At 64.0% G+C, this 24340-nt stretch carries 21 protein-coding genes, 1 tRNA gene and 3 pseudogenes; 8 read left to right on the top strand and 17 right to left on the bottom strand.

The window, feature by feature from the left end; translation table 11 throughout:
• Positions 1-52: 52 nt before the first annotated feature.
• Positions 53-367, top strand: coding sequence for a hypothetical protein (locus ABIF91_RS31655; protein WP_035674482.1), 315 nt, complete (start codon positions 53-55; stop codon positions 365-367).
• A gap of 247 nt (positions 368-614) precedes the next feature.
• Here ABIF91_RS31655 and ABIF91_RS31650 read toward each other — a convergent pair.
• Positions 615-1355, bottom strand: a pseudogene (locus ABIF91_RS31650) (DMT family transporter); the annotation flags it as partial.
• A 96-nt stretch (positions 1356-1451) separates the two neighbouring features.
• On the opposite strand from ABIF91_RS31650, the gene ABIF91_RS31645 reads away from it, so the two are divergent.
• Positions 1452-2720 (top strand): IS256 family transposase, encoded by a 1269-nt coding sequence (locus ABIF91_RS31645; RefSeq protein WP_014497957.1) that lies wholly within the window; start codon positions 1452-1454, stop codon positions 2718-2720.
• Positions 2721-2753: 33 nt separating this feature from the next.
• Here ABIF91_RS31645 and ABIF91_RS31640 read toward each other — a convergent pair.
• Both ABIF91_RS31640 and ABIF91_RS31635 read right to left on the bottom strand, forming a co-directional pair.
• Positions 2754-2891, bottom strand: a pseudogene (locus ABIF91_RS31640) (EamA/RhaT family transporter); the annotation flags it as partial.
• A 97-nt stretch (positions 2892-2988) separates the two neighbouring features.
• Complete coding sequence (locus tag ABIF91_RS31635) at positions 2989-3435, bottom strand: hypothetical protein (protein WP_028178621.1); 447 nt, start codon at positions 3433-3435, stop codon at positions 2989-2991.
• Positions 3436-3736: 301 nt separating this feature from the next.
• Here ABIF91_RS31635 and ABIF91_RS31630 point away from each other — a divergent pair, with 301 nt between their 5' ends.
• Positions 3737-4000 carry a hypothetical protein gene (locus ABIF91_RS31630; protein ID WP_028178620.1) on the top strand — a complete coding sequence of 88 codons (264 nt, stop codon included), beginning with the start codon at positions 3737-3739 and terminating at the stop codon, positions 3998-4000.
• A 25-nt stretch (positions 4001-4025) separates the two neighbouring features.
• Here the strand turns inward: ABIF91_RS31630 and ABIF91_RS31625 are convergent, their stop codons facing one another.
• On the bottom strand, positions 4026-4487 hold the full coding sequence (locus ABIF91_RS31625; RefSeq protein ID WP_028178619.1) for a host attachment protein: 462 nt from the start codon (positions 4485-4487) through the stop codon (positions 4026-4028).
• 39 nt (positions 4488-4526) lie between these two features.
• A complete protein-coding gene (locus ABIF91_RS31620) occupies positions 4527-4937 on the bottom strand; it encodes a DUF3775 domain-containing protein (protein WP_424579832.1) in 411 nt (136 codons plus the stop codon).
• Between the two features lie 247 nt (positions 4938-5184).
• On the opposite strand from ABIF91_RS31620, the gene ABIF91_RS31615 reads away from it, so the two are divergent.
• Complete coding sequence (locus ABIF91_RS31615; protein WP_028178617.1) at positions 5185-5463, top strand: hypothetical protein; 279 nt, start codon at positions 5185-5187, stop codon at positions 5461-5463.
• A gap of 361 nt (positions 5464-5824) precedes the next feature.
• The gene (locus ABIF91_RS31610; protein ID WP_028178616.1) at positions 5825-6787 is read left to right on the top strand and encodes an AraC family transcriptional regulator; all 963 of its coding nucleotides are present in this window, start codon (positions 5825-5827) and stop codon (positions 6785-6787) included.
• A gap of 66 nt (positions 6788-6853) precedes the next feature.
• Here the strand turns inward: ABIF91_RS31610 and ABIF91_RS31605 are convergent.
• The 3 genes from ABIF91_RS31605 to ABIF91_RS31595 all read right to left on the bottom strand — a co-directional run bounded on the left by ABIF91_RS31605 (position 6854) and on the right by ABIF91_RS31595 (position 8342).
• Positions 6854-6930, bottom strand: a tRNA-Arg gene (locus ABIF91_RS31605).
• A gap of 150 nt (positions 6931-7080) precedes the next feature.
• The gene (locus ABIF91_RS31600) at positions 7081-7602 is read right to left on the bottom strand and encodes a hypothetical protein (RefSeq protein WP_028178615.1); all 522 of its coding nucleotides are present in this window, start codon (positions 7600-7602) and stop codon (positions 7081-7083) included.
• Between the two features lie 167 nt (positions 7603-7769).
• On the bottom strand, positions 7770-8342 hold the full coding sequence (locus ABIF91_RS31595; protein ID WP_028178614.1) for a hypothetical protein: 573 nt from the start codon (positions 8340-8342) through the stop codon (positions 7770-7772).
• Positions 8343-8518: 176 nt separating this feature from the next.
• On the opposite strand from ABIF91_RS31595, the gene ABIF91_RS31590 reads away from it, so the two are divergent.
• Entirely contained in the window at positions 8519-8905 is a 387-nt protein-coding gene (locus ABIF91_RS31590; RefSeq protein ID WP_028178613.1) for a VOC family protein, read from the top strand.
• Positions 8906-8955: 50 nt separating this feature from the next.
• Here the strand turns inward: ABIF91_RS31590 and ABIF91_RS31585 are convergent, their stop codons facing one another.
• Positions 8956-9453 (bottom strand): hypothetical protein, encoded by a 498-nt coding sequence (locus ABIF91_RS31585; RefSeq protein ID WP_028178612.1) that lies wholly within the window; start codon positions 9451-9453, stop codon positions 8956-8958.
• 261 nt (positions 9454-9714) lie between these two features.
• On the opposite strand from ABIF91_RS31585, the gene ABIF91_RS31580 reads away from it, so the two are divergent.
• Positions 9715-10068 carry a GrlR family regulatory protein gene (locus ABIF91_RS31580; protein ID WP_028178611.1) on the top strand — a complete coding sequence of 118 codons (354 nt, stop codon included), beginning with the start codon at positions 9715-9717 and terminating at the stop codon, positions 10066-10068.
• On the opposite strand, the gene ABIF91_RS31575 is transcribed toward ABIF91_RS31580, so the two are convergent.
• The 8 genes from ABIF91_RS31575 to ABIF91_RS31540 all read right to left on the bottom strand — a co-directional run bounded on the left by ABIF91_RS31575 (position 10069) and on the right by ABIF91_RS31540 (position 22824).
• Positions 10069-12756 carry a PAS domain S-box protein gene (locus ABIF91_RS31575; protein ID WP_028178610.1) on the bottom strand — a complete coding sequence of 896 codons (2688 nt, stop codon included), beginning with the start codon at positions 12754-12756 and terminating at the stop codon, positions 10069-10071.
• A 212-nt stretch (positions 12757-12968) separates the two neighbouring features.
• Complete coding sequence (locus tag ABIF91_RS31570; RefSeq protein WP_028178609.1) at positions 12969-13766, bottom strand: NUDIX hydrolase; 798 nt, start codon at positions 13764-13766, stop codon at positions 12969-12971.
• A 4-nt stretch (positions 13767-13770) separates the two neighbouring features.
• Positions 13771-14724, bottom strand: coding sequence for a dihydrodipicolinate synthase family protein (locus tag ABIF91_RS31565; RefSeq protein WP_028178608.1), 954 nt, complete (start codon positions 14722-14724; stop codon positions 13771-13773).
• Between the two features lie 131 nt (positions 14725-14855).
• On the bottom strand, positions 14856-15734 hold the full coding sequence (locus ABIF91_RS31560; RefSeq protein ID WP_028178607.1) for an SDR family oxidoreductase: 879 nt from the start codon (positions 15732-15734) through the stop codon (positions 14856-14858).
• Positions 15735-15886: 152 nt separating this feature from the next.
• Positions 15887-16747: a MaoC family dehydratase gene (locus ABIF91_RS31555; protein ID WP_028178606.1), complete on the bottom strand. Its 861-nt coding sequence runs from the start codon at positions 16745-16747 to the stop codon at positions 15887-15889.
• 199 nt (positions 16748-16946) lie between these two features.
• Positions 16947-17336 carry a Zn-ribbon domain-containing OB-fold protein gene (locus ABIF91_RS31550; RefSeq protein ID WP_028178605.1) on the bottom strand — a complete coding sequence of 130 codons (390 nt, stop codon included), beginning with the start codon at positions 17334-17336 and terminating at the stop codon, positions 16947-16949.
• A complete protein-coding gene (locus tag ABIF91_RS31545; protein ID WP_028178604.1) occupies positions 17336-18493 on the bottom strand; it encodes a thiolase domain-containing protein in 1158 nt (385 codons plus the stop codon). Before ABIF91_RS31545 ends, ABIF91_RS31550 begins: the two co-directional genes overlap by 1 nt.
• 839 nt (positions 18494-19332) lie before the next feature.
• Positions 19333-22824 (bottom strand): indolepyruvate ferredoxin oxidoreductase family protein, encoded by a 3492-nt coding sequence (locus tag ABIF91_RS31540; protein ID WP_424579581.1) that lies wholly within the window; start codon positions 22822-22824, stop codon positions 19333-19335.
• Between the two features lie 291 nt (positions 22825-23115).
• Here ABIF91_RS31540 and ABIF91_RS31535 point away from each other — a divergent pair.
• A pseudogene (locus ABIF91_RS31535) lies at positions 23116-24324 on the top strand (cytochrome c).
• The last annotated feature ends 16 nt before the right edge of the window (positions 24325-24340 follow it).

The following is a 24340-nucleotide window of genomic DNA, read 5'->3' as shown; positions in this document are numbered from 1 at the left end:
CAATTTCGAAACCCGCTATCGTCATCGCCTCAGTCAAACCGCGGGGGACGATATGGACGACGAAAAGCCGATCACCGAACAGGCGATGGACACGATCACCAGCGCCGTGGAAGCGACCAAGGACGCGGCGGTCACCGCCGTCAAGCAAGTCAGGAAAGCCGCCAAGAAGGTCGCGAAGAAGGTAGGCCCGAAGAAGACGTCCAAGAAGAAGGCCAAGAAGAAAGCCAAGAAGAAGGCGAAGACGTCCTCAAAGAAAGCGGCCAAGAAGACCGCGAAGAAGGCCGGCAAGACATCTGCGAAAAAGACCGCCAAGAAAGCTGTCAAGAAAGCCGGCAAGAAGAAGAAGGCCAAGAAGGCGAAGCGCTGATCACGACGCTCAGAACAGGTCTCCGGGAGTGGACATCCGCCTGGAGACCTGCCCCACGATACGCGACCCGGTGGCCCGGCCGGTCCAGCCGACCACGAACTTGCCGCGCTCAGCAGGGATGTATCCCAGCGCCGCGCCCTGTCCGCCTAAAGCGCGATGCGATTAGAATGAATCGTCATCACACTTTAGGTTGTTATTGAAGCATGATCTTTTCGGAAAACCGCTGCGCACTTTTCCGGATCATGCTTTAGAAGCGCCGGTTGACGACGAACACCGCCGCCGCGCACATCGCCATGCCGGCAATCGCCAGCGCATCGAGTCTTTCCCCGAACAGCAGATAGGCCATCAGCGCGGTGACGGCGGGCACCAGGTAGAACAGGCTCGCGACCGAGGTTGCTGCAGCGTGGCGGATCAGCCAGTACAACAGCCCGATCGAACCGATCGAGAGCGCTACGGCGAGCCAGGCGAGCGCGAGCACGAACTCCTGTGTCCAGTGCACCACCCGGTCTTCGAACAGGAATGCCCCGATCGCGAAGAAAATGGTGACGGCAACGTATTGCACGAGATTGCCGGCTCGCCAGTCGATGTTGTTGCAGTAGCGGCGCTGATAGAGCGTACCGAGCGTGATGCTGATCAGCGAGACCACCGAGGCAAGCCAGCCGAGCCCGGCTTCGCCGGTCATGGGACGGTTGTGCAGGATCAGCACCACGCCGCCGAGGCCGAGGACGAGGCCGGCCCATTGCACCGGCGTCACCTTCTCGCCGAGCCAGCGATTGGCGATGGTCGAGGTCAGGATCGGCTGCAGTCCCGGAATCAGCGCAGAGAGCCCGGCGGGAATCGAATGCGCAATCGCGATCGCCGTGCCGCCGAGATAGAAGCCGTGGACGAGGATGCCGGCGACCGCGCTGTGCGCGATGCCGATCCGGTCCGGCCATTTCGGCCGCGCGATGCCTGCGATGATCGCCATCAGGCCGACCACGATGGCCATGGAGCTATGCGGGAAACTGGGTGATGACGGAATGAGATAGGCGGCGTATCGAGGCGGGTGTCGAGCCTGCCAGAACCTCAAGGAGAGCGATACGCCATGAACGAGCATAGCAACATTGTCCCACTGCGTCAGCCCGATGAGATCGACGATCCACTGACGAATATTTTGCGATCTGGAGCTCGGCAGCTGCTTGCGCAGGCTGTCGAGATGGAAGCCGAGGCGTTTCTCGCCGCGATGAAGGGCTTGAAGCTTCCCGATGGCCGCGACCGCCTCGTGCGACACGGCCATGGTCCAGTGCGGACGATCCAGACGGGGATCGGCGCCGTCGAAGTCGCCCGGGTAAAGATTCGCGATCGCGCGGTGACCAGCGATGGCGAGCGGATCCGCTTCACCTCGGCGATCCTGCCGTTGTGGGCACGGCGCACGAAGAGCTTGGATGCACTTTTGCCGGTTCTGTACCTGCGAGGCATCTCGACGGGCGACTTCCAGGAGGCGCTGGCGGCGCTCTTGGGCAAGGATGCGCCGAATCTTTCTCCGGCGGTGGTTTCCAGACTGACGACGGAGTGGCAGCTCGAGTACGAGCGTTGGCAGAAGCGCGATCTGTCGGCGCGCCGGTACGTATACGTGTGGGCGGACGGCGTCTTCCTGCAGGCTCGCATGGAAGACCACAGCGAATGCATGCTGGTGCTGATCGGCGCGACGCCGGAAGGCAAGAAGGAACTCATCGGCTTCCAGGTCGGCGTGCGCGAGAGCACGCAGAGCTGGCACGAACTGCTCGTCGAGGCGAAAACCCGAGGGCTGAAGATCGCCCCGGAAATCGCTGTCGGTGACGGCGCGCTCGGCTTCTGGAAGGCGCTCGACGAGGTCTTTCCCGCCACGCGACATCAGCGGTGCTGGGTGCACAAAACCGCGAATATCTTGAACAAAGTCGCAGTGTCGGTACAGGCCAGCATGAAGAAGGATCTGCGCGAGGTCTATTTGGCGTCCAACCGAGCTTCGGCCGAAGTGGCGATCGATGTCTTTGCCGAGAAATACGGAGCGAAGTACGACAAGGCGGTCGAGTGCCTGACGAAAGATCGCGACGCAATGCTTGCGTTCTACGAATTCCCCGCCGAGCATTGGGACCACTTGCGGACGACGAATCCCATCGAAAGCGTGTTCGCGACGGTCCGGCACAGAACGGTGCGCACGAAAGGTTCGTTATCGTCAACGACTGCCAAGTTGATGGTGTTCAAGCTGCTCTGCGCCGCATCAAAGACCTGGCGGCGGCTGAAAGGCACAAATCAGTTGCCGAAGGTCAGCGCAGGTGTCAGATTCGAAAACGGCATCGAGGTCATCCAAGTGCCGGAAAACCACGCCGCCTGATCGCCTCGTCACCCAAAATCCCGCATAGCTCATGGCCATGCGGATGGCGAGATAGGTCAAGGGATCGGCATTGTTGACGACGTATTTGGTGCCGATGAATCCGGTGCTCCAGAGCAGGACGAACAGGATCGGCGCAGCGCGGGCGGTCAGGTTTTCTTGATTATGGTTCATTGCCGCCCTCATTGCCTCAGTGGAGGCCATGCGGCAATGCGAATTTCATCGGGACGATGCTGCGCTGCGGCGGATAACAGCGGCCTAGCTCAGCTGATCACCATTCTTCCGGACAGGGATCGATAATCTTCCAGAGCTCGACGCCGTTCTTGATCTTCTTCATGTCGGTGGTGAGCCCACCATTGCGACGAATCCAGTCCTTCACCTTGTCGGGGTAGTAGGACATGAGATCGGAGGTGCCTTCGGCGCTGGTGACCTTGATGCCGAAGGTGAACGCCTTGTCGTAATAGGCTTGGTGGAAACCGAGGCTCGCGCGCGGCGTCACGCAGATCTTGTTCATCGGCACGATGCCGAGCACGAGCGTGCAGGCCGAATTGCAGATGCCGTCGATGATGACGCGCTCGCCTTTCTCGCGCACGCGCTTGTACTTGGCCTTGTACTCCTCGACATAGCCGCCGTGGTCGCGGGTAATGTGCAGCTCGGCGCGCGCCGGCGTGGCGGCAGCGACGGAGAGCAACAGCAGGCTCAGAAGCGTGATGCGCATGGCGAGGTAACGGCGATGGCCTTCAGGAATGCACCGACCTTGAAGGACCCGCAAGTGATCCCGTGGGGACGGCGGCAGGATTCTTAAGCAAATACTCTTTGGTCATACTTGTGTGGGGAATTCGTTAAGCATCCGGAAAAGGCCAAAAATGGGCAGCTTTCGACCGCATGTCCGGCAATTCTGTCACACCCACCCGGAAATCTGCAGGACCGGCCATGATTTCGGGCCTCCGCAGCGATGCCTGACCGCCCGAAATTGCTATAGATGACTGATCTGTTCGAGCGGGTTCCGGAGAATCGAGATGAGCAAGTTGACGCTTGTAGCCGCGGTTGCGGTCCTGACGGCTGCAATCCTGGCCCCTGGCCTTGCGGAGGCGCACGGACGTCACCGGCACCACCGCTCCTATGCCAACCCGCTACCCTACCCGATCAGCTATCTGCACAATTACGGACCCGGCATCACCCCCGGCACCTTCGCCTATTACGACGGTCCGTCGACCAACTACTGCTACCGCAGCGCGGCCGCTTATATCGGCCAGGACGGCCGTCGGCACCCCTGCTACTGAGGCGCCGCGGCCCCGTGCGGGTACCCTATTTCGCGGCACCCGACAGCAGCAATTGCTTCTCGATCTCGTAGACCGGCAGCTTGACGAGATCCTTGCTGACCTCCCCCTGAAGCGCCTTGCGCACGACGTCTGAATAGTCGGCGCGGATCATGCCGAGCGCGCGCGGTGAGGCTACCATGGTCAGGGCCTTGGTCTCGCCGGAGCTGACGGCAGCATCGAGTCGGCCCGCCAGTCTCCGCAAGAAGGCGCGCTCGGCCTCATCGTGCCAATCGGTCTGCTCGACTGAGCTGCGCGCCCCCCCGGCCGCCGGTTGCAGCCGGCCCGGCGCGTCGCTGCCTTGCGCGGTGGTCGAAGGGTTGGGCTGCTCATGCACTTCTCTGGTGTGGAGATTCGGAAACTTGTCGTCGCCGAGGTTCTCCAGAATGAGCGCCTTGCGCCCGTCGCACACGACCAGCCAGTCGCCCTTGGCCATCCTCATCTTGTCCATCACGACTTCTCCTTGACACTCGCAGATGCCGCTTCGGCATCAGAGCTGCTCTTCGAATTCCTCGAAGGACTTGCCGAATTGCGCCATCGCCTCTTCCAGATAATCGGCGAGCATGGGCGTACCGATCAGGTAGGCTGCCGTGCGCTGGTTGTGCGCCTGCGCGGCCTGAGCGCCGAGTTCGCGCCAATCGGAGAGATCACCGTCGCCGCGGCCGAGCCAGGTCAGCGCCACGAGATCGATCTGCTCGTCGACATTGAGATCGCGAATGAAGCCCGCAAGCTCGGCACGATCGGTGGTTTCGCCGCGTCCGCCGCGGCCGAAGCTCATGTCGTCGTCACCGGACTCCAGGATGACACCGTTCCCGGCCGCTTCGCTGTCGGACCGGCGCGACTTCGAGATGACGAAGAAGACCTTCTCCGGCGAGATCGACAGATTTGGAATGACTCGCATCCAGCTCACCTTGTCCGGCAGCACGCACAACGCGGCTGCCATGTCGGCGACACTAAGGCCAAGGCAGACTTGCGAATTGCGCAGGATCAAGGTCCAAGTCACGGCATTGCCCTGCGGCCCAGGCCAGCTGGGATCAAGGCCGGGCCGGCTCGCTGAAGATTTGTTCATCAGTATTACATTTGGGCGCCGCCACAATTTGATCCGAACAACTTCGATATCCTGCGTCGCGTAAGCGGAGGAAGACATCATGAATCTCAAGACTGGCCTTGTCGCCACGTCCCTGTTCGGCGCCCTCGCGGCATCGTCGGCGGCATACGCCATGCCCATCGCGCCCGCACCGGCGACACCGCAGGTCTCCGGCGTCGAGCAGGTCCGCATGGTCTGCAACGCCTGGGGGCGGTGCTGGTGGCGCCCGAACTACTACGGGTATTATGGGCCGCGGCCATATTACGGCCCACGGTACTATGGGCCGCCGCGCTATTACGGCCCGCGCTATTATGGTTACCACGGCTATCGCCGCTGGTGACGTTTGAAGGGGCCCTCAGGGCCCCTTCGCATTTGCGGAATCATCTCTTGCGCGGCCGTCCCCGGCCCGGATCTGATCCAGGTCAAAGTTGAAATAAGCCGATACCGTCATTCTACATAGTGACGAAGCGACGGAGTTTCGTCCTTCGCCCGTCACGCCTGCATGCAGCATTTCATCGACCTCGCCTCCGGCGAAAAGATGAGCCGAGAACGTGGCGGTGACATTGATCCGGCGGAGTTCATGGCATGATGTCCGCAATACTACGGTCCGGAATTCGGTTTACTGAAACGCGATGTTTCGCCATTGATGGCGATGCATCGACATTCATTTGATCATCACATTTCAGCAGCCGGCCAGAACCATGTTGTTCGACGACCTTGCTCCGTCCTCCGCGCTTCAACTGATCGGGTTTTCCGATATCGATGCGTTTCGGCCGATCGAGACGATGGAAGATGCGAGAAGCATTCCATTGGACATCCCGAACTTCGCGGCGGCCCGTGCAGTCGTCTCCCTGCCGGCGTGCCGCATCATCATGATGAGATCGTTCGCACGCATCCTCGATACCGCCTATCGTATGCCGGGTGGGATGGTGATCCTGTCCATGAGCGACGACCTTCAGGTCAACTTCAAGGGAATGGATCTCGACGCCCGCTTCTTCGTTGCCCTACGCGGCAACGATGAGTGCCATTTCGTCGAGCCGCGGACTAATCATCATGCCATGATCATCTTCTCCCCCGCGCTGAGCGACCGGGGCTGGTTCGACCACGTCGACGCTTTGGCGCATGTCGCGAACCGGCCCGCCCTGCTGCACACGCGACAACTCTTGCTCGACATCCTGCGCACCGCGTCGGTGCAGCCGGGCCTGTTCGAAACCACCGAGGTTGCGGCCCATCTCCAGGAAGGCCTGCTGCTCGCTCTCGACGATCTGTTCCGGATCGATTCGATCCCGGATCGGAGCACCTCGGTCCAGGGCGAGCGAGCGATCAAGCTCGTGCAGCGCATCGACGATTACGTCGCGACCTATCCGACCATGCCGATCTATACAGCCGATCTCGCCCGCGCGTTTGGCGTCTCGATCCGGACGCTCGGCGGCGCGGTCAGCATGGTGCGCGGCATGAGCCTGCACCAGTACATCCGGCTGAAAAAGCTGTGGGCGACCCGCTCCCGCCTCCTCAAGGGCGGCGGCGTCACCGTTGCCACCTGCGCACGCGCCCACGGCTTCCACCATCTCGGTGAATTTGCCGCAGCCTACCGCGCGATATTCCACGAGGCGCCCTCCGACACGCTGTCACGCGGCCGGCGAAGCAGTGTCTCGGCAGGCTGATTGACGCCCCCGGCACCGCGACCGTCATTAGCGCCGTTTCGGAACATATCTAGAACACCAGCGGACTGGCGCGCTCGGAAGGATTCGAACCTCCGACCCTCGGAATCGAAATCCGATGCTCTATCCAGCTGAGCTACGAGCGCCCTGGCCCGGGCACCGGGCCACCGAGATTCGCCAGACCACGCCGGTGACGGACCAGCACACCGGACGGCGTTCGGATTGGTTCGAATTAGCAGAGAGCCCGGCCAATAAAAAGCCCTTCCGGCCTCGATCGAGGCGGGTCGAAGGCGCTGTCACCAGGTCGTGTTGAAGAGACCGAAATGCGGCTGCTGAGCGACCTGCATCATCGGCCGGCCGGGCTGCGGCGCCGGATGCGTCCTGACGATCTTGCGCTTGGGCTGAGGAGCCGGCACGGGAGAAGCTTGAGCCTGAGCGATCTGAGATTGAGTGGCCCCTGCCTTCTTGGCGGCGGCGGTATTGGTCCTCGGCTCGGGCGTGAACTGGGCGAAGGTCTCGCGTACCCGCGTCTTCGCCGAGATCTCGGCTAATGCCGGCGAGACGCCGTCCTGTACCGGCGGCTGGGGAGCCGCAACAGCGGCAGTCTTCACCGCAGGTGCGGCAATCGTCGGCTGGCTGGTGTCGAGCACGACGCGCTCGGGCAGATGCCGATTGGACCGGATTCGGATCAGGGGCTGGTCGTTGCCCGCGGTCGCGACTGCTTGTGCTACGGGCGCCGCCGGGAAGACGAAATCCGCCGCGAACAGCAGTGCGAGCAAGGCTCCACCGACAAAAATGAAATACCTAAAGATGGGCATTGGCCGCGCTCCGCGCTCCGCCCCCCGCATCCCCGCGTGGGCTCTCCGCCTCAACAGGCGATCTCTCAATTGGTTCCTGACCCAGCCATTTGGTTCAAATGGCGATGCATAGTTTCTTGGCCAAGGCCCGCGTAGAGTAACTTTTCCGCTACCGGAACGTGCCGTCTTTAGGCGCGGCGCGCTGCGACCAGCGAACATTTCGCCTGATCGGCATTCACGTTAACGAAGCCGACGGGGATACGCGCAAAGGTCTTGCGGCTCTTCCTGCTGACTGCATACGCCAGCACCCGGCTACGATTGGTAAGATGACTGCCGTCGCGCCGCGTAAACGCGCAGACGATCTCGACATCTTTAACGGCATAGTCATTGTCGTTTCGCAGCGTTAGCGTGACCAGGGCTTTGGAGCCGAGGCCGCCGCGGCGCCAGGTCTGCGATGAAATCCTGAGCCGACTGAGTTCCGCCGTCGCAGGTGCCGGAGCTTCGGACGCCGATGACACCACCGCGGACGCATCGCCCGAAGGAGCCGACTCAACAGCCGCCAGCTCCGGCCTCGCCGCCTCAGCACTATTGCCTTTGGAAAGGGGCAGCAGCATCCAGATGCCGCAGCCGACGATGATCGCCGCCAGCAGCCACAGAAGACCACGGCCAAACGAGACGCTCGCGATCGTTACGGCCCGCGCCAATCGTTCGCCGGTTCCGGCGAAGCGCCCCAATCCGATCCGGTCGAGCCTGGCACTCATGGTTGCAGCACCGATCGCAGCCGAGCACCATGAACGTTGGACTGGGCCACTGCTCCCTTAATCCGGGCGACGAACTAAGGTTCCCGCACGTGATGCGAGCAAGGACGGTGGCGACCACCGGCCGAGGCCGCTAACATGCGCCGCAGCATCGGAAGACCCCGTTGGGAGAATATGAAATGCCAATCGCCGTCACTTGGGATCACGTCCATCTGCGCAGCCCCGATCCAGAGGCCACGGCGGCCTGGCTGCGCGACATCCTTGGTGGCGAGATCGTGCGCGCCCCCGGACGGATCGACGTGAACCTCGGCGGAGCCAGGATCTTCATCGCACCGCTCGAGGGCGATAGCGCCGTCAACCCGCCGCCCCCGCATCCGCATCAGGGTCTCGACCATTTTGGCCTGACGGTGAAGGATATCGACGCCGTCGCCGCCGAGATCAAGGCCAAGGGCGTCACCTTCACGCGCGAGCCGACGACCATTCGGCCCGGCGTGCGCATTTGCTTCATCCGCGGCCCGGAAGGCATCTCCATCGAGTTGCTCGAGCGCGACAAGAAGTACACCTGACGCGGCGCCGGCCACCTCATACCACCGGGACGACGTGAGCCCGCGCGGGGCTAAGTCATGCTACCGGGCATAAAGCAGCGGATGGTGACGCCCATGTAGCCGTAGATCGGCCAGACCATGGTGCGCCCCACCCGGTTCGGCTCCGAGATCACGGCCTCTTCGGGCACATCGACCCAGACGAGTTCCTGCTGCTGGCCGTCGAGCGCGTAGCCGTAGCGCGGGACGCGGACGCGATAGTGCCCGTCCTTGCTGTCCCAGTCGGAGTCCGAGAGCGCCGAACCGTCGGCATCGGAGCAGCAAGGCCCCTTGCCGCTGCGCAGACTGTCAAACCATGCTTTCAATTCGGCATTGGTGTTGACGAACTGCCCGCGGTCGCGTGCGTGCCCAAAGGGGGCTGCCAGCGCAAACAAGGCCAAGGCGTACGCCAAGCTTGTCAGGCTTCGCCGGCGTATCGCACTGCCAATCCGCCGTTGTTCGCTTTTGCAATTCGTGGGACGCGCACCGTACAGACGCGGCTTATCACCGCCGGAATCGATCCAGTTGGTCACGTTCGTCTTGCTCCAGCACCCCGCGGCCAGTGCAACAATGATTATGCATTTCGCGGGCCAACTCCGATTCGTAACGGCGCGCCCCGCTTCACCATCAGAGCGTCATGACGGCATCACGCACAAGCCGGGACAACTACGGCTCGCCACTGCAGGCTTCCGCGAGCGGCCGGCAAACTGCCACGTTGCGCGAGGGGATGGGCTTTGGCATAAAAGCCGGACCGGTGACGCCATTGGGCGATGGCGGCCGGCCCACGGGACGTTATGAAGAACGGCCTCTATTCAATTCACGTGACCCTGCTCGATGGTCGAGTCGGCAAGGGCAGCGGCGTGATTCTTTTCCGCGACGGCAAGATTCTTGGCGGCGATGCCTACCTCTATTACACCGGCAGCTACACGGTGAAGAACAACAACACCTTCAAAGGCGAGGTGCTGGTGCAACGGCACACGTCACCTCGGGGCGACGACAATCCGCTGTTCGGCGGCCCTGCCCCGGTCGGCATCGGCGTCAGCGGCACCTACACGGACACGCGCGCGGAGATGACGGGCACAGCGCTGGTCGGCAAGGCCAGCCTGATTTTCGGCGCCACTCTGCACAAGCTCGCAGAGGTCGATTAGCTATTCCGCAGCCTGCTCGAGCGGCGCCACGCGCGGCAGGATGATCTGAATACGCGTGCCGCCGCCAGGTTCGGAATCGAGATCGAGCCGTCCCCCGAGCCGGTTCGTAACGATGCTGTAGACGATGTGCAGCCCAAGGCCGGTGCCACCCTGGTCGCGCCGTGTCGTGAAGAACGGATCGAACGCACGGCGGCGGACGTCGAGCGACATGCCGCAGCCATTGTCGGAGAAGATGATCTCGACATTGTCCTTGCCGGACTCGCGCACCTGGATCTCGATGGTCCCCGGCCGGCCGTCCGGGAAGGCGTGCGCCACCGAATTGAGAAACAGGTTGGTCAGCACCTGGCCGTACGGGCCGGGATAGCTGTTCATGGTCAGGTCCGGCTGGCACTCGACGTTGAGCGTCAGATTGTGCTTGCGCAGGCCCGGCCGCAGGCTCATCACCACCTGCTCGGTGAGGTCGCCGAGATCGAAAGTACGCTGGTCCGAATAGTTGCGGTCCGCTGCGACCTGCTTGAACGACTGGATCAGCTCGGCGGCACGGTTGAGATTGGAGACGAGCTGCGAGGACGCGTCGCGGCTGGTGTTGAGGAACTCGTTGAGCGTGGAGCGGCGCAGCTCGCCGCGCTCGACATCGGCGGTGAACATCGCGGTCTTGCGCTCCAGCGCGGAGGCGACGGTAAGGCTGATGCCGACGGGATTGTTGACCTCGTGGGCGACACCGGCGACCAGGCGCCCGAGCGCGGCGAGCTTCTCCGCCTCGATCAACGAGGCCTGGGTTTCGCGCAGATTGCGCAGCGCGGTTTCGGCGGCTTCCTTGGCCTTGCGCATTTCCTGCTCGCCGCGCTTGCGCTCGCCGATGTCGAGCGCGACGGTCACGATCCGTTCGATCTCGCCCTCGGCATCGAGCAGCGGCAGCTTGTTAACCAGCCATTGCCGCATGTTGCCTGCCGCGTCCTTGTACTCCTCCTCGTAGAAGCCGAGCCCCTTGCGGAGCTTGAGCACCCTCTTGTCGCTCTCGTCGGACTTGGCCGCGCCATAGCGCGACATCAGATCGGCCGTGGTGCGGCCGAGCGCATCGCCGGGCTCGATGCCGAAGATGCCCGCCATGTAGCGGTTCATCAGCACGTAGCGCAGCTCGCGGTCCTTGACGTTGATCACCGCGGGCACGGTGTCGATGACCTGCTGGAGCAGGCGCCGGCCTTCGGCGATGGCGTCCTCCGCGCGCTTCTGGTCGGTGATGTCGCGCAGCGTACCCTCGTAGCGGACGATGTTGCCCTGCTCATCCCGCACGCCCGTGGCGCTGTCGGAGAGCCAGAGGATGTTGCCGTTGCGCTGGCGCACCTGGTACTCGAACTCGCGCACCATGCCGTCGCGCGCCATCAACCGCTGGTATTCGGCACGCGCCTCGGGATGGACGTAGATCGTGTGGGCGATGTCGTTGATGCTGTCGATCAGCTGCTGCGGGCTGTCATAGCCCATCATCCGCGCCAGCGCCGGATTGGCATTGAGGAGGTCGCCGGCCGGCGTCGTCACATAGATGCCGTCGACCGAGCCCTCGAACAGTTTCCGGTAGCTCTCTTCGGCGAGGCGCTGCTCGGTGAGCGCGTGTACCGCCGCCTCGCGCGCCGTGTCGGCCTCCTCCAGCGCGCGGCGGAACACTTCGGCCGCCCGCGCGATGTCGCCGATCTCGTTGTCGAGCTCGGCGGACGGAATCGAGGTGTCTTTCCGGCCGGCCGCAAGCGCTCGGATGGATCGCGCAATCTGGGCGAGCGGACGCACCGTCCTGCGTACGACGAACAACGCAGCGGCGATGCCGATCAGCACGCCGATCGTACCGAGCACGATGCTCTGCCACCGCGCCTCGGTCAGGGTGCGGGCAAAGTCGCGCGACAGCACGTGGCCGCGCCTTGCGCTGACCTCGCGCAGCAATTCGGTGACGCGGCCGATCAATCGGCCCTCGGTGCCCAGCACCTCGCGATCGATGTCGGCGATCTGCCGTTCGCGGACGGCGACGGCCATGATGGCCTCGGCATAGTCGTTCACCGCCGACTTCAGGTTAGCATCGCCAATATCAAGTGCCCGCATCCCCTGCGCGGCTTGCTCGGCCGCGGACGGATTGCGCGCGAGCAGCCCGACCGCGATCCGGCTCTGCGCCTCGGACAGGCGGGATGCCAGCTCGCGGTCCGCAGTGCCTGCGATGGCTGCATCGAACCGTTCGCGCAGCGGCGGCAGGCCGGCGAGCAGCTGGGCGCGGCGGTCGATCCGGGTCGAGATCCGCTCCAGACCGTTGCGATAGGTCGCAAGTCGCTCGGTGACCCCGTCGATCATATCCTGCTGTTCGGGCGCGAGCTCGATGCGGGTCTTCTTCAGGATGTCGCTCAGGGTCGAGGCCGCCTCGCCCACCTGCTGGAACTGGATGCCGGCGCCGGGGTCTGTGACGAAGTCTCGCGCGGCGACGCGCAGCTCGTTCATGCGGCGATCGATGTCTTCGGCGAGATCTCCGACGCTCTGGAGCCGCTGCAGCTCGGCGAATGTCGTGTCGATGTGCCGGATCGCGATCACGCTCGCGGTCGAGGTGACGATGATCACCGCCAGCATCAACAGAAAGCTGCCGAAGGTGAGCTGGCCGATGGAGAGCGAAAATGTTCGCCTTTTCTCAGGGGGCGGCGTCAATTCGGCGGACATTGCTGGTTTGAGGACCGGGCTGCTGGAGCCCCAATATACGACGTATTACCGCCCGGGGGGAACATGCCTCGGGGCGCGGAATATCGTTAATATCGGGACCTGCCGCCCAAACGCTGCCGCGGTCGAAAACACCGCGAGCGCCGACAGCCGATGTCATGGACGGAACCGAGCGCGTCCGCGCTCGTCGATACTTCGCTGCCTGTCGAAGTGTGTCAGCCGACAGCCCCCACCTCGAACACCTCGCCGTCATAGCCGGCTCCGCGGGGGATGCGGAGCTGGCGGCCGGTTTCGGTCTTGGTCATGACCGGCATCACCGTGACGATGGACAGGCCGCGGGCGTGCTCGAGCGCCGCGCTCACGTTGGGCTGCTTCGCAAGCCGGATCAGGTTGCGCGTGGTCGGGAACGGCAGCTTGAAGCGGCCGCTCTCACCGCCCTCCACCGCTTCGCGCGGCGAGACCCAGATCGAATCCGTGGACTCGCGGCCGTCATGAGCGCCGAGCTGGTCGGGCGGAGCTGCCGCGAGGAAGAACCACGTGTCGAAGCGCTTTGGCATGCCCTCCGGCGTGATCCAGTGTGCGTAGGGCACGAGCGTGTCCAGCGCGAGCTGGAGGCCATTGTCGGCGAGAATGTCGAGAAAGCTGATCTTGTGCTCGTTGAGCGCGACCCGGTGTGCGTCAGCGACCTCGCCGGCGCGCTTGGCATCGACCAGCGCGCCCGTCTCCTTCGACCGCGCCAGCAGGATGCCGCTCTCTTCAAAAGTCTCGCGGATCGCGGCGATACGAAATCCGCGGTCCACTTCGCTGAGCCCCTCGCCGCCCGAATACAGGTCCGAGCGCGCGACGATCTCCTTGTCGCCGGCATCGACGCTGCCGCCGGGGAACACCAGCGCGCCCGAGTTGAACTCGATCTGATGATGGCGAACCATCATAAACACCTCGATGTCCCGTGCTGCGCCGTCGCGCAGCAGGAGGATCGTCGACGCCGGGCGTGATGCTGATGTCTCGGCCATTCAACTAGCCTGCTGCGCTGGATTGCGGGCCGAGATTGGCGCGCTTGTCGACGCGTGCGACGCGCGACAGCAAGTACTCGACCTCCGCTTTCGCCGCCGCCGTGATGGTGGCGCCGGGCTTGCGCTGGGCGCTGGAAGCGATGACGCCGCGCTTCTGCAGCACGTATTTGCGCACGGCAAGGCCGGCGCCCGGTTGCTGCTCGTAGCGGATCAGCGGCAGATGTGCGTCGAACAGATCATGCGCGGCATCGCGCTTGCCTTGCTTCGACAGGCGCACGACATCGATCAGAAGCTCGGGGAAGGCATAGCCGGTCATGGCGCCGTCGGCGCCGCGCTCCATCTCGAAATCCAGGAAGAGCCCACCATTGCCGCAGAGGATCGAGAGCGGCCGGAGCGAACCATCCTTCTGGAAGTTGCGCAACGCCGAGATCTTCTCCAGGCCCGGCCAGTCCTCGTGCTTGAGCATCACGCAGTTCGGATTGTCCATGACGACCTTGCGGATCACCGCAGGCGTGAACACCACCGAGAGGGTCAGCGGATAATCCTGGAGCACCCAGGGCACGTCAGGCCCGATCGCTTCCGCCGCCTGCTTGAAATATCCGATAATCTGATCGTCGGTCCGAAGCGAGGGCGGCGGCGCGATCATCACGCCGGCCGCGCCCGCATCCATCGAGGCCTTCGCCAGCGAGCGCATGGTGGCAAAGCCCGGCGCGGAGACGCCGACGATGACCTGCATCTTCTTGGCGCGCTTGACGAAGCGCACCGCCACCTGCTCGGCCTCGGCGGCGTCGAGCTTCGGGGCTTCGCCCATGATGCCCAGCACCGTGACGCCGTCGCAGCCGACCTCCTCGTAGAAGTCGGTGAGGCGGTCGATCGAGCGCTCGTCGATCCGGCCGTCGTCGTGGAACGGCGTCGGCGCGATTGCGAAGGTGCCCTTGGCGTCGGCGGTGAGTTTCATCGTCTTTCCTTGTCTCTCTCTATTCGTCATTCCGGGATGGCCCGAAGGGACAGGCCCGGAATCCATAACCACAAGCCGGGGTTATGGATTCCGGGCTCGCGACTTCGTCGCGCCCCGGAATGACAGCGTAGCTAAAACCGCCGCGCCCCCATCTTGATCTGCTCCTCGGAGAAGAAGATCTCCTTGGCGTGATCGGCGATGTCCTGGGCTTTCCAGCCCGTGTGCGGCGGTTTCCAGCCCTCCATCTCCATCATCCGCATCTCGCGCACGCCGCGGGGCCCGGACACGCCCAGCACCTTGCCGGTCTGGTCGCCCGACAAATCGCTGACCATGTATAGCACGGCCGGCGCGATGCCGTCCGGCCCCAGCGCCGCGCCGGGGTTCTCCTTATAGCGGGGCAGGTCTGCGGTCATGCGGGTCAGGGCCCCCGGGGCCAGCGTCCAGACCCGGATGTTGTACTTGCGGCCCTCGATGGCCAGCACGTTGGACAAGCCCCAGATGCCGCCCTTGGCCGCACCGTAGTTGCTTTGGCCGAAATTGCCGATCAGCCCTGATGTCGAGGAGGTGTTGACGATGACGCCACCGCCATTTTCCCGCATCCAGCGAAACACCGGCAGGGTGCAACAAAAGGTGCCCTTCAGGTGCACCTTGATGACCTTGTCCCAGTCGGCCTCGGAGGCCTTGGCGAAGGTCTGGTCGCGCAGAATGCCCGCGTTGTTGACGAGGATGTCGGCACGGCCGAAATGCTTGATGGCGTCGTCGAACACCGACTGGCCGCCCTCCATGGTGGAGATGTCGGCGCCGTTGGCGACCGCCTTGCCGCCCTCGGCCCTGATCGCGTCCACCACCTGCTGCGCCATTGACTTGTCGGCGCCGGAGCCATCGCGAGGCCCGCCGAGATCGTTGACGACGACCGAGGCCCCTTCCCGCGCGAACAGTCTTGCGTAGGCCTCACCGAGCCCGCCGCCCGCGCCGGTGATCAGCGCAACCTTGCCGTCGAGCAGTCCCATGGTGGCTTCTCCCTGTTTGTTTTTCTTGCTCCGTCATGGCCGGGCTTGTCCCGGCCATCCACGACCTTGGTCGCGAACTGCGCGAAAGAACGTGGATGCCCGGGACAAGCCCGGGCATGACGAGATAACTCAGAGCGCGCCGAGCGGCGTCATCACCCCAGCACCGTCTTGCCGTTCTTGATCACGGTGACGCCGCGCGACTTCACCTTGGCTTCGAACGAGATCACATTGCCGTCCTTCCAGAGGTCCATGGTCACGGTCTCGCCGGGATAGACCGGCGAGGAGAACCGCGCGACGTGCTGGCGGAAGGCGCTCGCGTCGTAGTCGGCATAGGTCTGCAGCACGCCGCGGCAGGTGATGCCGTAGGTGCACATGCCGTGCAGGATCGGGCGCGGGAAGCCGGCCTTCTTCGCGAACTCCGGATCGGAGTGCAGCGGATTGCGGTCGCCGCAAAGGCGATAGACCAGCGCCTGGTCCGGACGCGTCGTGATGTCGATGGTCTTGTCGGGCGCGCGCGAGGGGATCTTGTGCGGATCGGGCTGGGTCAGGTTCGGACCGCCGAACCCGCCGTCCCCACGCGCAAAGCGCGAGGCAACCAGCGTCGCCAGCTTCTCGTCTTTCTCGTTCTTCAGCACGGTCTGGTGAACGATGACGACGCCCTTGTCCTTGCCCTTGTCGTAGACCTCGAGCACGGAGGAATCGGCAGTGATATGCGCGGCGACCGGCATCGGTTGATGGAAGGTGATGTCGCGCTCGCCATCCACCACCATGATGCGGTTGAGGTTCATCTCGCCGGGCCCTGAGCCCCACGCTGCGACGGACGCGAATGTCGGCACCACCTTCAGCGGCCGCGGCGTCAGCGTGCCCTCGTTGACGAAGGCGAGTTCCTTCTCGTCCATGGGATCGGCGCCGAGGCCGATGCCGTAGGCGTAGAGCATCACCTCGCGATCGGTGTAGGCGTATTTCTGGCCGACGTTCTTCAGGCCCTTGAGCTCTTCGTATCTGGCGGACATCTTGTTTGTTTCCTCCCGGATTCTTATGCGCCGCTGCCAGTCGAAGTGCCCTCTCCCCTTGTGGGAGAGGGCCGCGAGAGCCGTGCGGCAAACTCGTTTGGGTGAGGGGTTGGCCCCGCAGTGAAAGTCTCTCTGTGGAGAGAAACCCCTCATCCGGCGCTTCGCGCCACCTTCTCCCACAAGGGGAGAAGGAAAGATGCTAGGCCGGCGTGAAGAACGGCAGCGGCGCGCCGTCGGTCGGCTTGAACACCACTTTCACCTTCTGGCCGATCTTCAGCTTCTCGAGATCGCAGTCGACGAAATTGGTCTGCACCGACGGCCCCTCCTTCAGCGTGACATAGCCAATCGCGTAAGGCCCGGTCGGCGACTTCCGCATCAGGCTCCAGGTGTAGATCGTGCCCTCGCCCGACGCCTCCTCCCACACCGTCTTGTCGGAGTAGCAGAACGGGCAGATCGAGCGCGGGAAATAGTGCGCCTCGCCACAGGCGGTGCAACGCTTGATCATGAACTTGCCTTGCTTCGCCGCGTCCCAGAACGCCGCGGTTTCCGGGTTCGTCACCGGGGCCGGATATTTCTTTTCATCTACCATCACACGCGCTCCAGAATGGCGGTCGAGGCGGCGTGGCGCACGCCCAAAAGGCCGCCGGTGCCGTGGGCGATGGCGAGATCGCAATTCTTGACCTGCACCTTCGGATGCGCCTCGCCGCGCAGCTGCCTGACGGCTTCGAGGATCTTGGTCATGCCGCCGCGGTTGACCGGGTGGTTGCTGCAGAGGCCGCCGCCGTCGGTGTTGAACGGCAGCTTGCCGACACCTGAGATCAAATTGCCGTCGGCGACGAACTTGCCGCCCTCGCCCTTCTTGCAGAAGCCGAGGTCTTCGAGCTGCATCAGCACGGTGATGGTGAAGCTGTCGTAGATCGAGGCGTACTTGATGTCCTTCGGCGTGATGCCGGCTTCCTCAAACGCGCGGGGGCCGGACCAGACGCCGGCGGAGTACGTGAGATCGAGGTCCTTGCCGCCGCGCGGGCCCTTCATCGCCTCGCCATGGCCGATCAGGCGCACCAGCGGCTTCTTCAGGCTCTTGGCGATCTCGGGCGTCGTCACGATCATCGCGCCGCCGCCATCGGAGACGACACAGCAATCCATGCGATGCAGGGGATCGGAGATCATCGGCGAGTTCAGGACATCCTCGACGGTGACGACGTCCTTGAGCATCGCATGCGGATTGTATTGCGCGTGGTGCGAGGCCGCGACCTTGATCCAGGCGAGCTGCTCCGAGGTGGTGCCATAGTCGTGCATGTGGCGCATGGCACACATGCCATAGGCATTGTGCGTGGTCGCGCCGTAGGCTGTCTCGAAATCAACCTCGGCGCCCGCCGCGCGCGGCGGCATTGCCCCGGTGCGCGGCTTGCCGGCGAGCGTAACGAGCGCGATCGAGCATTTGCCCGCGGCGATCGCCTCGGCGGCATGGCCGAGATGGATGATGTAGGAGCAGCCGCCGGTCTCGGTGGAATCAATGTGACGAAGTTTCTTGGTGTTCAGGCCGAGATAATCGACCATCGGCCAGGCACCGCCCGGCGCGTCGCCCGCGCAGAAATAGCCGTCGATATCGTCCTTGCTGATCCCGGCATCCTCGATCGCGCCCTTGGCGACCTCGGCATGGAGCTGGGCGGTGGATTTGTCCGGCGCATGCCGGGTCGGGTGTTCATAGATCCCGGCAATGTAGGCCTTGCCCTTGATGGTCAAACTTCAGGTCTCCGCTTGCGCTTCTTCTTGCTCGGGTTTTTCTGAACCGCGGGGACCTGATTGGCAAGCGCGGAAATATTCCGCCCCGCGAGAGGGCGGCGGGTCGGCGCAATTGGGGCGATCCCCTCGTGTCCCGGACGCGCTGCAACGCTTCAGCGTTGCTGCGCAGCGTCCGGGGCACGAGAGCTACCCACGAGACACACCCCCGCATCCTCGCGGCATGTCCTGCCCGAGCTTTGCTTCCGTCGTGCTCCCTCCTTGAAGAGGGCGCAGGGAAGACCGGGTGCCGGCTGGGCACCCACGGTCCGCTGTGCGCGAATTGCGCGAAGAACAGATGCACAGCGGCATACAGGTGCGGCCAAACATCCGGCCTTCCCTGCGCAGTGGCTTTACGGCTTATGTCGCGCTCTCCCCGGGGAGCGATGCACTATTGCCCCCGTCGCCCTGCGAGCGATCGCAAGACTTGACGCCAGAACTCCGGGCGTCAGGACCACACGATTTTGCCGTACGCGACACCGCGCCCGTCGTGCGCGCGAGACAAGCTCTCGCGCGACGCAGCCCGCGTCCACCGCCGCTCACCCCGCCTTTCGTGACGATCGCGATACGCCCCTCTGAAAGGGATGAGGTGGGCGGATGGATACGACAATTCCGAATTTCGGTAAAGTGGAATATTTTAGTGCATACGGATTGACCCACGGCGTGGGTGTTTTGCCCGACGGCAACGCAAGGAATGGTGCTGTAGGGTGGGCAAAGCGAAAGCGTGCCCACGTCTTCTTCGTAGTCAATGGCAGATGGTGGGCACGGCGCAAGTGCGCCTTTGCCCACCCTATGGGACCTCCCTACTCCGCCGCGATCTGCCTTGGCGCCGGCGGCGGGCTCGCCAGATCGGCGGCGAGCTGGGCGTAGCGCACCTTTGCGTCCGCCACCGCCTTCTCCTTCACGGCGCCGTAGCCGCGGATGCGGTCGGGCAGTGAGAGCAATTCGACCGCGGTGTCGATCGTCACCGGCGACAACAGGCCGAGCACGGTTGAGACATCCTTCTCGTAGCCGGCGATCAGATCGCGTTCGAGCTTGCGGTCGGCGCCGCGGCCGAAGATGTCGAAGGGGGTGCCGCGCAGGAATTTGAACTTTGCGAGCACGCGGAAAACGTTCAGCATCCAGGGGCCGAAGGCGCGCTTCTTCGGGCGGCCGAGCGCATCGACGCCGGACGCCAGGATGGGCGGAGCGAGGTTGAAGCTGAATTTGAAGTCGCCCTCGAACTGATCGCGAAGCTGCTGCTCGAAGGCGCCGTTGGTGTAGAGGCGCGCAACTTCGTACTCGTCCTTATAGGCGAGGAGCTTGGCGTAGTTCACCGCGACCGCCCGCGGCAGCGCATCGCCATAGCCGCCTTGCTTGGCAGCATCGCGAACCTGGTCGACCAGCTTGCGATAACGTCTTGCCAGCCGGCCATTCTGATAGGCGGTCAGATGCTTGGCGCGATGCTCGATCACCTCATCGAGCGTCATCGCGTCCAGCGTCTTCGGCGCAACCACTTCGTCCGTTCCCTTCAGCATCGCGGCAAGGCGCGCGGGGTCCGCGACCGCGAGGCGGCCGAGGCGGAAGGCTTCCTTGTTCATCTTGATCGAGACGCCGTTGACCTCGATGGCCTGCTCGATCGATTCCGCTGAAAGCGGGAACAGCCCCTTCTGATAGGCGTAGCCCATCATCATCATGTTGGTGGCGATGCTGTCGCCGAGCAGCTGCTCGGTCGGCCTGGTGAAGTCGAAGAAGACGGAGTCCTTGTGCAGCGCCGTCTCCAGCAATCCGTTCAGCTTGCGGGTCTGGAAGTTGAAATCGCGGTTGAGGACGAAGTCGGCGGTGGGAATGACGTGGCTGTTGATGATGCCGCGGGTGCGGCTGGTGTCGCAGAGCGAGATCGTGTCCTTGGCGACCGCAACCACCTCGTCGGCCGCGAGCACGAGATCGGCCGTGCCGGTGACGATGCGCGAGCAGGTCACCTCAGCCGGATGATCCGACAGGCGGACATGGCTCAGCACCGCCCCGCCCTTCTGCGCAAGGCCCGACATGTCGAGGATCATCGAGGCCTTGCCCTCGATATGGGCGGCCATGCCGAGCAGCGCGCCGATGGTCAGCACGCCGGTGCCGCCGACGCCGCCGACCGCGATGTTGTAGGGCTTGTCGAGAGTCGGTCGCGAGGCCGGCTCAGGCAGCTCGCCGATCTCGCTGAGCTCGGCCGGCGCACGGTGACGCGGCTTGCCGCCGTCGACGGTGACGAAGGACGGGCAGAAGCCCTTGAGACACGAATAATCCTTGTTGCAGGAGGACTGGTTGATGGCGCGCTTGCGGCCGAACTCAGTCTCCAGCGGCTCCACCGAGATGCAGTTCGACTGCACCGAGCAGTCGCCGCAGCCTTCGCAAACGGCGGGGTTGATCATGACGCGGCGCGCCGGATCCTCCATCAGGCCGCGCTTGCGGCGGCGGCGCTTTTCGGCCGCGCAGGTCTGCACGAAGACGATCGCCGAGGTGCCCTTATACTCGCGGCACATCTTCATGACGCTGTCGAGCTCGTCGCGGTGATACTTCTTCACGCCGGGCGCGATGGTGTCGGCCGGATAGGCGTCGGGGGTCTCCGAGACCAGATAGATCTCGCGGATGCCCTCGGCGTGGAGCTGGAAGGTGATCTGCTGCGGCGAGAGATCGCCGTCATGGCGCTGACCGCCGGTCATGGCGACCGCGTCGTTGTAGAGGATCTTGTAGGTGATGTTGGTCTTGGAGGCGACCGCCTGGCGGATCGCCAGAAGCCCGGAGTGGAAGTAAGTGCCGTCGCCGAGGTTCGCGAAGATGTGGTTCTCGTTGGTGAAGGGCGCGATGCCGACCCAGGGCACGCCCTCGCCGCCCATATGCGTGAACGTCTCGGTCGAGCGGTCCATCCACAGCGCCATGAAGTGACAGCCGATGCCGGCGAGCGCGCGGCTGCCTTCGGGGACTTTTGTCGAAGTGTTGTGAGGGCAGCCGGAGCAGAAGTAGGGAGTGCGGGAGACGGGGGCGACCGCCTGCATCTGGGTCGCCTGGCGGCCGTTGAACCAATCGGCCTTGACGCGGAGCATCTCCGCGATCTCAGGGTTGAGATCAAGTCGAAGCAGCCGCTCGGTCAGCGAGGTCGCGAGCGAGGCGACGCTGAGCTCGGCGGCGAAGGTCAGGAAGCGCTTGTCGTGCTCGTCCATCTTGCCGACGATGCGCGGGCGGACATCGTCGCGCCAGTTGAACAGCTCCTGCTTCACCTGGTTCTCGACGATCTCGCGGCGCTCCTCGATGATGAAGATCTCCTCGAGGCCGACAGCAAACTGCCGGACGCCTTCCGGCTCAAGCGGCCAGGGCATGCCGATCTTGTAGAGACGAAGGCCGATCTTGGCGGCGACCTCCTCGGTGATCCCCAGTTCGCGCAACGCCTGGCGCACGTCCTCATAGCTCTTGCCCGACGCCATGATGCCGAAACGGGCGTTCGGCGAATCCATGGTGACGCGGTTGACCTTGTTGGCGCGCGCAAAGGCGATGGCGGCAAAGCCCTTATAGTCCTGCAGGCGCCGGTCCTGCTCGAAGCGGTCGTCGGGCCAGCGCAGGTTGAGCCCGCCGGGCGGCAGCTCGAAATCGGTGGGGATGATGAAAGGCTTCATCTCGTCGGTGAGGTCGATCTCGGCGGTGGTCTCCACCGTCTCGGTGATCACCTTCATGCCGACCCAGCAGCCGGAATAGCGCGACATCGCGATGCCGAGCAGGCCCATCTCGATCATCTCGTGGATGCTCGAGGGATAGAGATAGGGCATCAGCGCCGAGATGAAGGCGTGGTCGGACTGATGCGGAACGGTGGAGGATTTCGCGCCGTGGTCGTCACCGGCAAGGCACAGCACGCCGCCGTTCTTAGCCGAGCCGGCGGCATTGCCGTGGCGGAACACGTCGCCGCAGCGGTCGACGCCCGGGCCCTTGCCGTACCAGATTCCGACCACGCCATCATATTTGGCACCGGGCGAGAGGTTGAGCTGCTGCGAGCCCCAGACGGCGGTGGCCGCCAGATCCTCGTTCACGCCGGGCTGGAACTTGATGTTGTACTGTTCGAGATGCTTGCGGGCGGCTAAAAGCTGCTGGTCGTAGCCGCCGAGCGGCGAGCCGCGATAGCCGGAGATGAAGCCCGCGGTATTGAGGCCGTTGGCGCGGTCGCGCCGGATCTGGGCCATCGGCAGGCGAACCAGGGCCTGGATGCCCGTGGTGAAGACGTGTCCGGTTTCCTGGGTGTATTTTTGATCGAGACTGATCGGACCCTGGTTGATGCCCATGCTGTCCTCGTTTGGCCCTGCTCAGGCCTTTGTTCCTTAAGGTCGCTTAAGCCGTTGCCTTCTCGTCGTTTTTAGCTAGGGCGCGCCGACCATCACCGCCACTCTATGTCGGATATTTCATGATCCGCATCACAAATCTGGATGAAAAGGCGCGCCGGGTAAAAATCGCAATTTCGTGGCCTCAAACACGCCGGGCATTTTCAATTTGTGTCACCATACCCCCGCCGTCGCGAAATGAATGGCCGCCCCCATGGCGCCGATGACGGCGATTGGTCGCAGGAGAGGCCGAGCATGCGCACGATTCTGGCTGTGATCGCGTTGTGCAGTGCAGTTGCTGGCGCGGCGCTTGCCGCCGAGCCATCACCGGAACTGATCACCTACGGCAAGGCGCTGGTCGAGGCCGGCGACTGCGCGGGCTGCCACACCGCCGATCCGGCCAAGCCGTTCGCGGGCGGAAAGCGCATCGACACGCCCTTCGGCGCGATCTATGCGCCGAACCTGACGCCCGACCGCGACACAGGGATCGGCGCCTGGTCGGATGCCGATTTCACCCGGGCGCTACGCACCGGCATCGCGCCCGACGGCTCGAACTATTACCCGGCCTTTCCCTATCCTTACTTCAGCAAAATGACGAAGGACGACACGCTGGCGATCCGCGCCTATCTCGCCACGCTGGCGCCCGTCGCGAACCGCAACAAGCCGCCGGAACTGCGCTGGCCGTTCGGCTATCGCGGCCTGATGCGGCTGTGGAACGCCATGTACTTCAAGCCCGGGCTGTTCGAGCCGGACCAGAGCAAGAGCGCGGCCTGAAACAGAGGCGGCTATCTCGTCACCGGGCTCGGTCATTGCGGCGCCTGCCACACGCCGAAAAACTATTTCGGCGCCGACAGGGACACGCAGGCGCTATCCGGCAACGAGGTCGGAGGCTGGTTTGCCCCTCGCCTCGATGGCGCCGTCCGCACCGGGCTGAAATCGTGGAGCGAGGAGGACATCACGGAGTATCTGCAAAGCGGGCGCAACGCCAAAAGCCATGCCGGTGGGCCGATGGCGGAGGTCGTCGTCAACTCGACCGCGAAAATGAGCGATGCCGATGTGCGCGCAATCGCCATTTACTTGAAGAGCCTGCCGTCGACGCGACGCGAGACGATCGTGACGCCGCCGGATGATGCCGAGATGAAGGCCGGCCAGGCCGTCTACGCAAAACTCTGCATCGCCTGCCATGAGGCCGACGGCTCCGGAGCCCCGCGCATCTATCCGCCGTTGCCAGGCAATGCGCTGCTGCAATCCAACAACCCATCCTCCACCTTGCGCATCATCCTCGACGGCGCCTACACCGTGACCACGCCGCGCGCGCCCAACACCGGGGAGATGCCGGGTTATGCCAAACAACTGTCCGACGAGGAGATCGCGGCGGTGACGAATTACATCCGCAATTCCTGGGGCAACGCGGGCCTGCTGGTGACGCCGGCCCAGGTGGCGAGGGCGAGGAAGGAGCCGTAGCCAACTCCGTCCCTCG

It is taken from the genome of Bradyrhizobium sp. USDA 241 (assembly GCF_049739505.1).
GTDB classification, from domain to species: Bacteria; Pseudomonadota; Alphaproteobacteria; order Rhizobiales; family Xanthobacteraceae; genus Bradyrhizobium; species Bradyrhizobium liaoningense.
Note: the sequence above shows the minus strand (reverse complement) of the source record. Positions and strands in the feature narration are given on the sequence as shown.

Coding starts and splice junctions, on each gene's coding strand:
- ABIF91_RS31540 (WP_424579581.1), bottom strand. CDS start 22,824: ATGGGCATCAACCAGGGTCCGATCAGTCTCGATCAAAAATACACCCAG.
- ABIF91_RS31560 (WP_028178607.1), bottom strand. CDS start 15,734: ATGGGACTGCTCGACGGCAAGGTTGCGCTGATCACCGGCGCGGGCGGC.
- ABIF91_RS31630 (WP_028178620.1), top strand. CDS start 3,737: ATGAGCAAGTTGACGCTTGTAGCCGCGGTTGCGGTCCTGACGGCTGCA.
- ABIF91_RS31625 (WP_028178619.1), bottom strand. CDS start 4,487: ATGGACAAGATGAGGATGGCCAAGGGCGACTGGCTGGTCGTGTGCGAC.
- ABIF91_RS31645 (WP_014497957.1), top strand. CDS start 1,452: ATGAACGAGCATAGCAACATTGTCCCACTGCGTCAGCCCGATGAGATC.
- ABIF91_RS31610 (WP_028178616.1), top strand. CDS start 5,825: ATGTTGTTCGACGACCTTGCTCCGTCCTCCGCGCTTCAACTGATCGGG.
- ABIF91_RS31555 (WP_028178606.1), bottom strand. CDS start 16,747: ATGTCCGCCAGATACGAAGAGCTCAAGGGCCTGAAGAACGTCGGCCAG.
- ABIF91_RS31600 (WP_028178615.1), bottom strand. CDS start 7,602: ATGCCCATCTTTAGGTATTTCATTTTTGTCGGTGGAGCCTTGCTCGCA.
- ABIF91_RS31565 (WP_028178608.1), bottom strand. CDS start 14,724: ATGAAACTCACCGCCGACGCCAAGGGCACCTTCGCAATCGCGCCGACG.
- ABIF91_RS31635 (WP_028178621.1), bottom strand. CDS start 3,435: ATGCGCATCACGCTTCTGAGCCTGCTGTTGCTCTCCGTCGCTGCCGCC.
- ABIF91_RS31615 (WP_028178617.1), top strand. CDS start 5,185: ATGAATCTCAAGACTGGCCTTGTCGCCACGTCCCTGTTCGGCGCCCTC.
- ABIF91_RS31655 (WP_035674482.1), top strand. CDS start 53: ATGGACGACGAAAAGCCGATCACCGAACAGGCGATGGACACGATCACC.
- ABIF91_RS31550 (WP_028178605.1), bottom strand. CDS start 17,336: ATGGTAGATGAAAAGAAATATCCGGCCCCGGTGACGAACCCGGAAACC.
- ABIF91_RS31620 (WP_424579832.1), bottom strand. CDS start 4,937: ATGCGAGTCATTCCAAATCTGTCGATCTCGCCGGAGAAGGTCTTCTTC.
- ABIF91_RS31590 (WP_028178613.1), top strand. CDS start 8,519: ATGCCAATCGCCGTCACTTGGGATCACGTCCATCTGCGCAGCCCCGAT.
- ABIF91_RS31575 (WP_028178610.1), bottom strand. CDS start 12,756: ATGTCCGCCGAATTGACGCCGCCCCCTGAGAAAAGGCGAACATTTTCG.
- ABIF91_RS31595 (WP_028178614.1), bottom strand. CDS start 8,342: ATGAGTGCCAGGCTCGACCGGATCGGATTGGGGCGCTTCGCCGGAACC.
- ABIF91_RS31570 (WP_028178609.1), bottom strand. CDS start 13,766: ATGGCCGAGACATCAGCATCACGCCCGGCGTCGACGATCCTCCTGCTG.
- ABIF91_RS31580 (WP_028178611.1), top strand. CDS start 9,715: ATGAAGAACGGCCTCTATTCAATTCACGTGACCCTGCTCGATGGTCGA.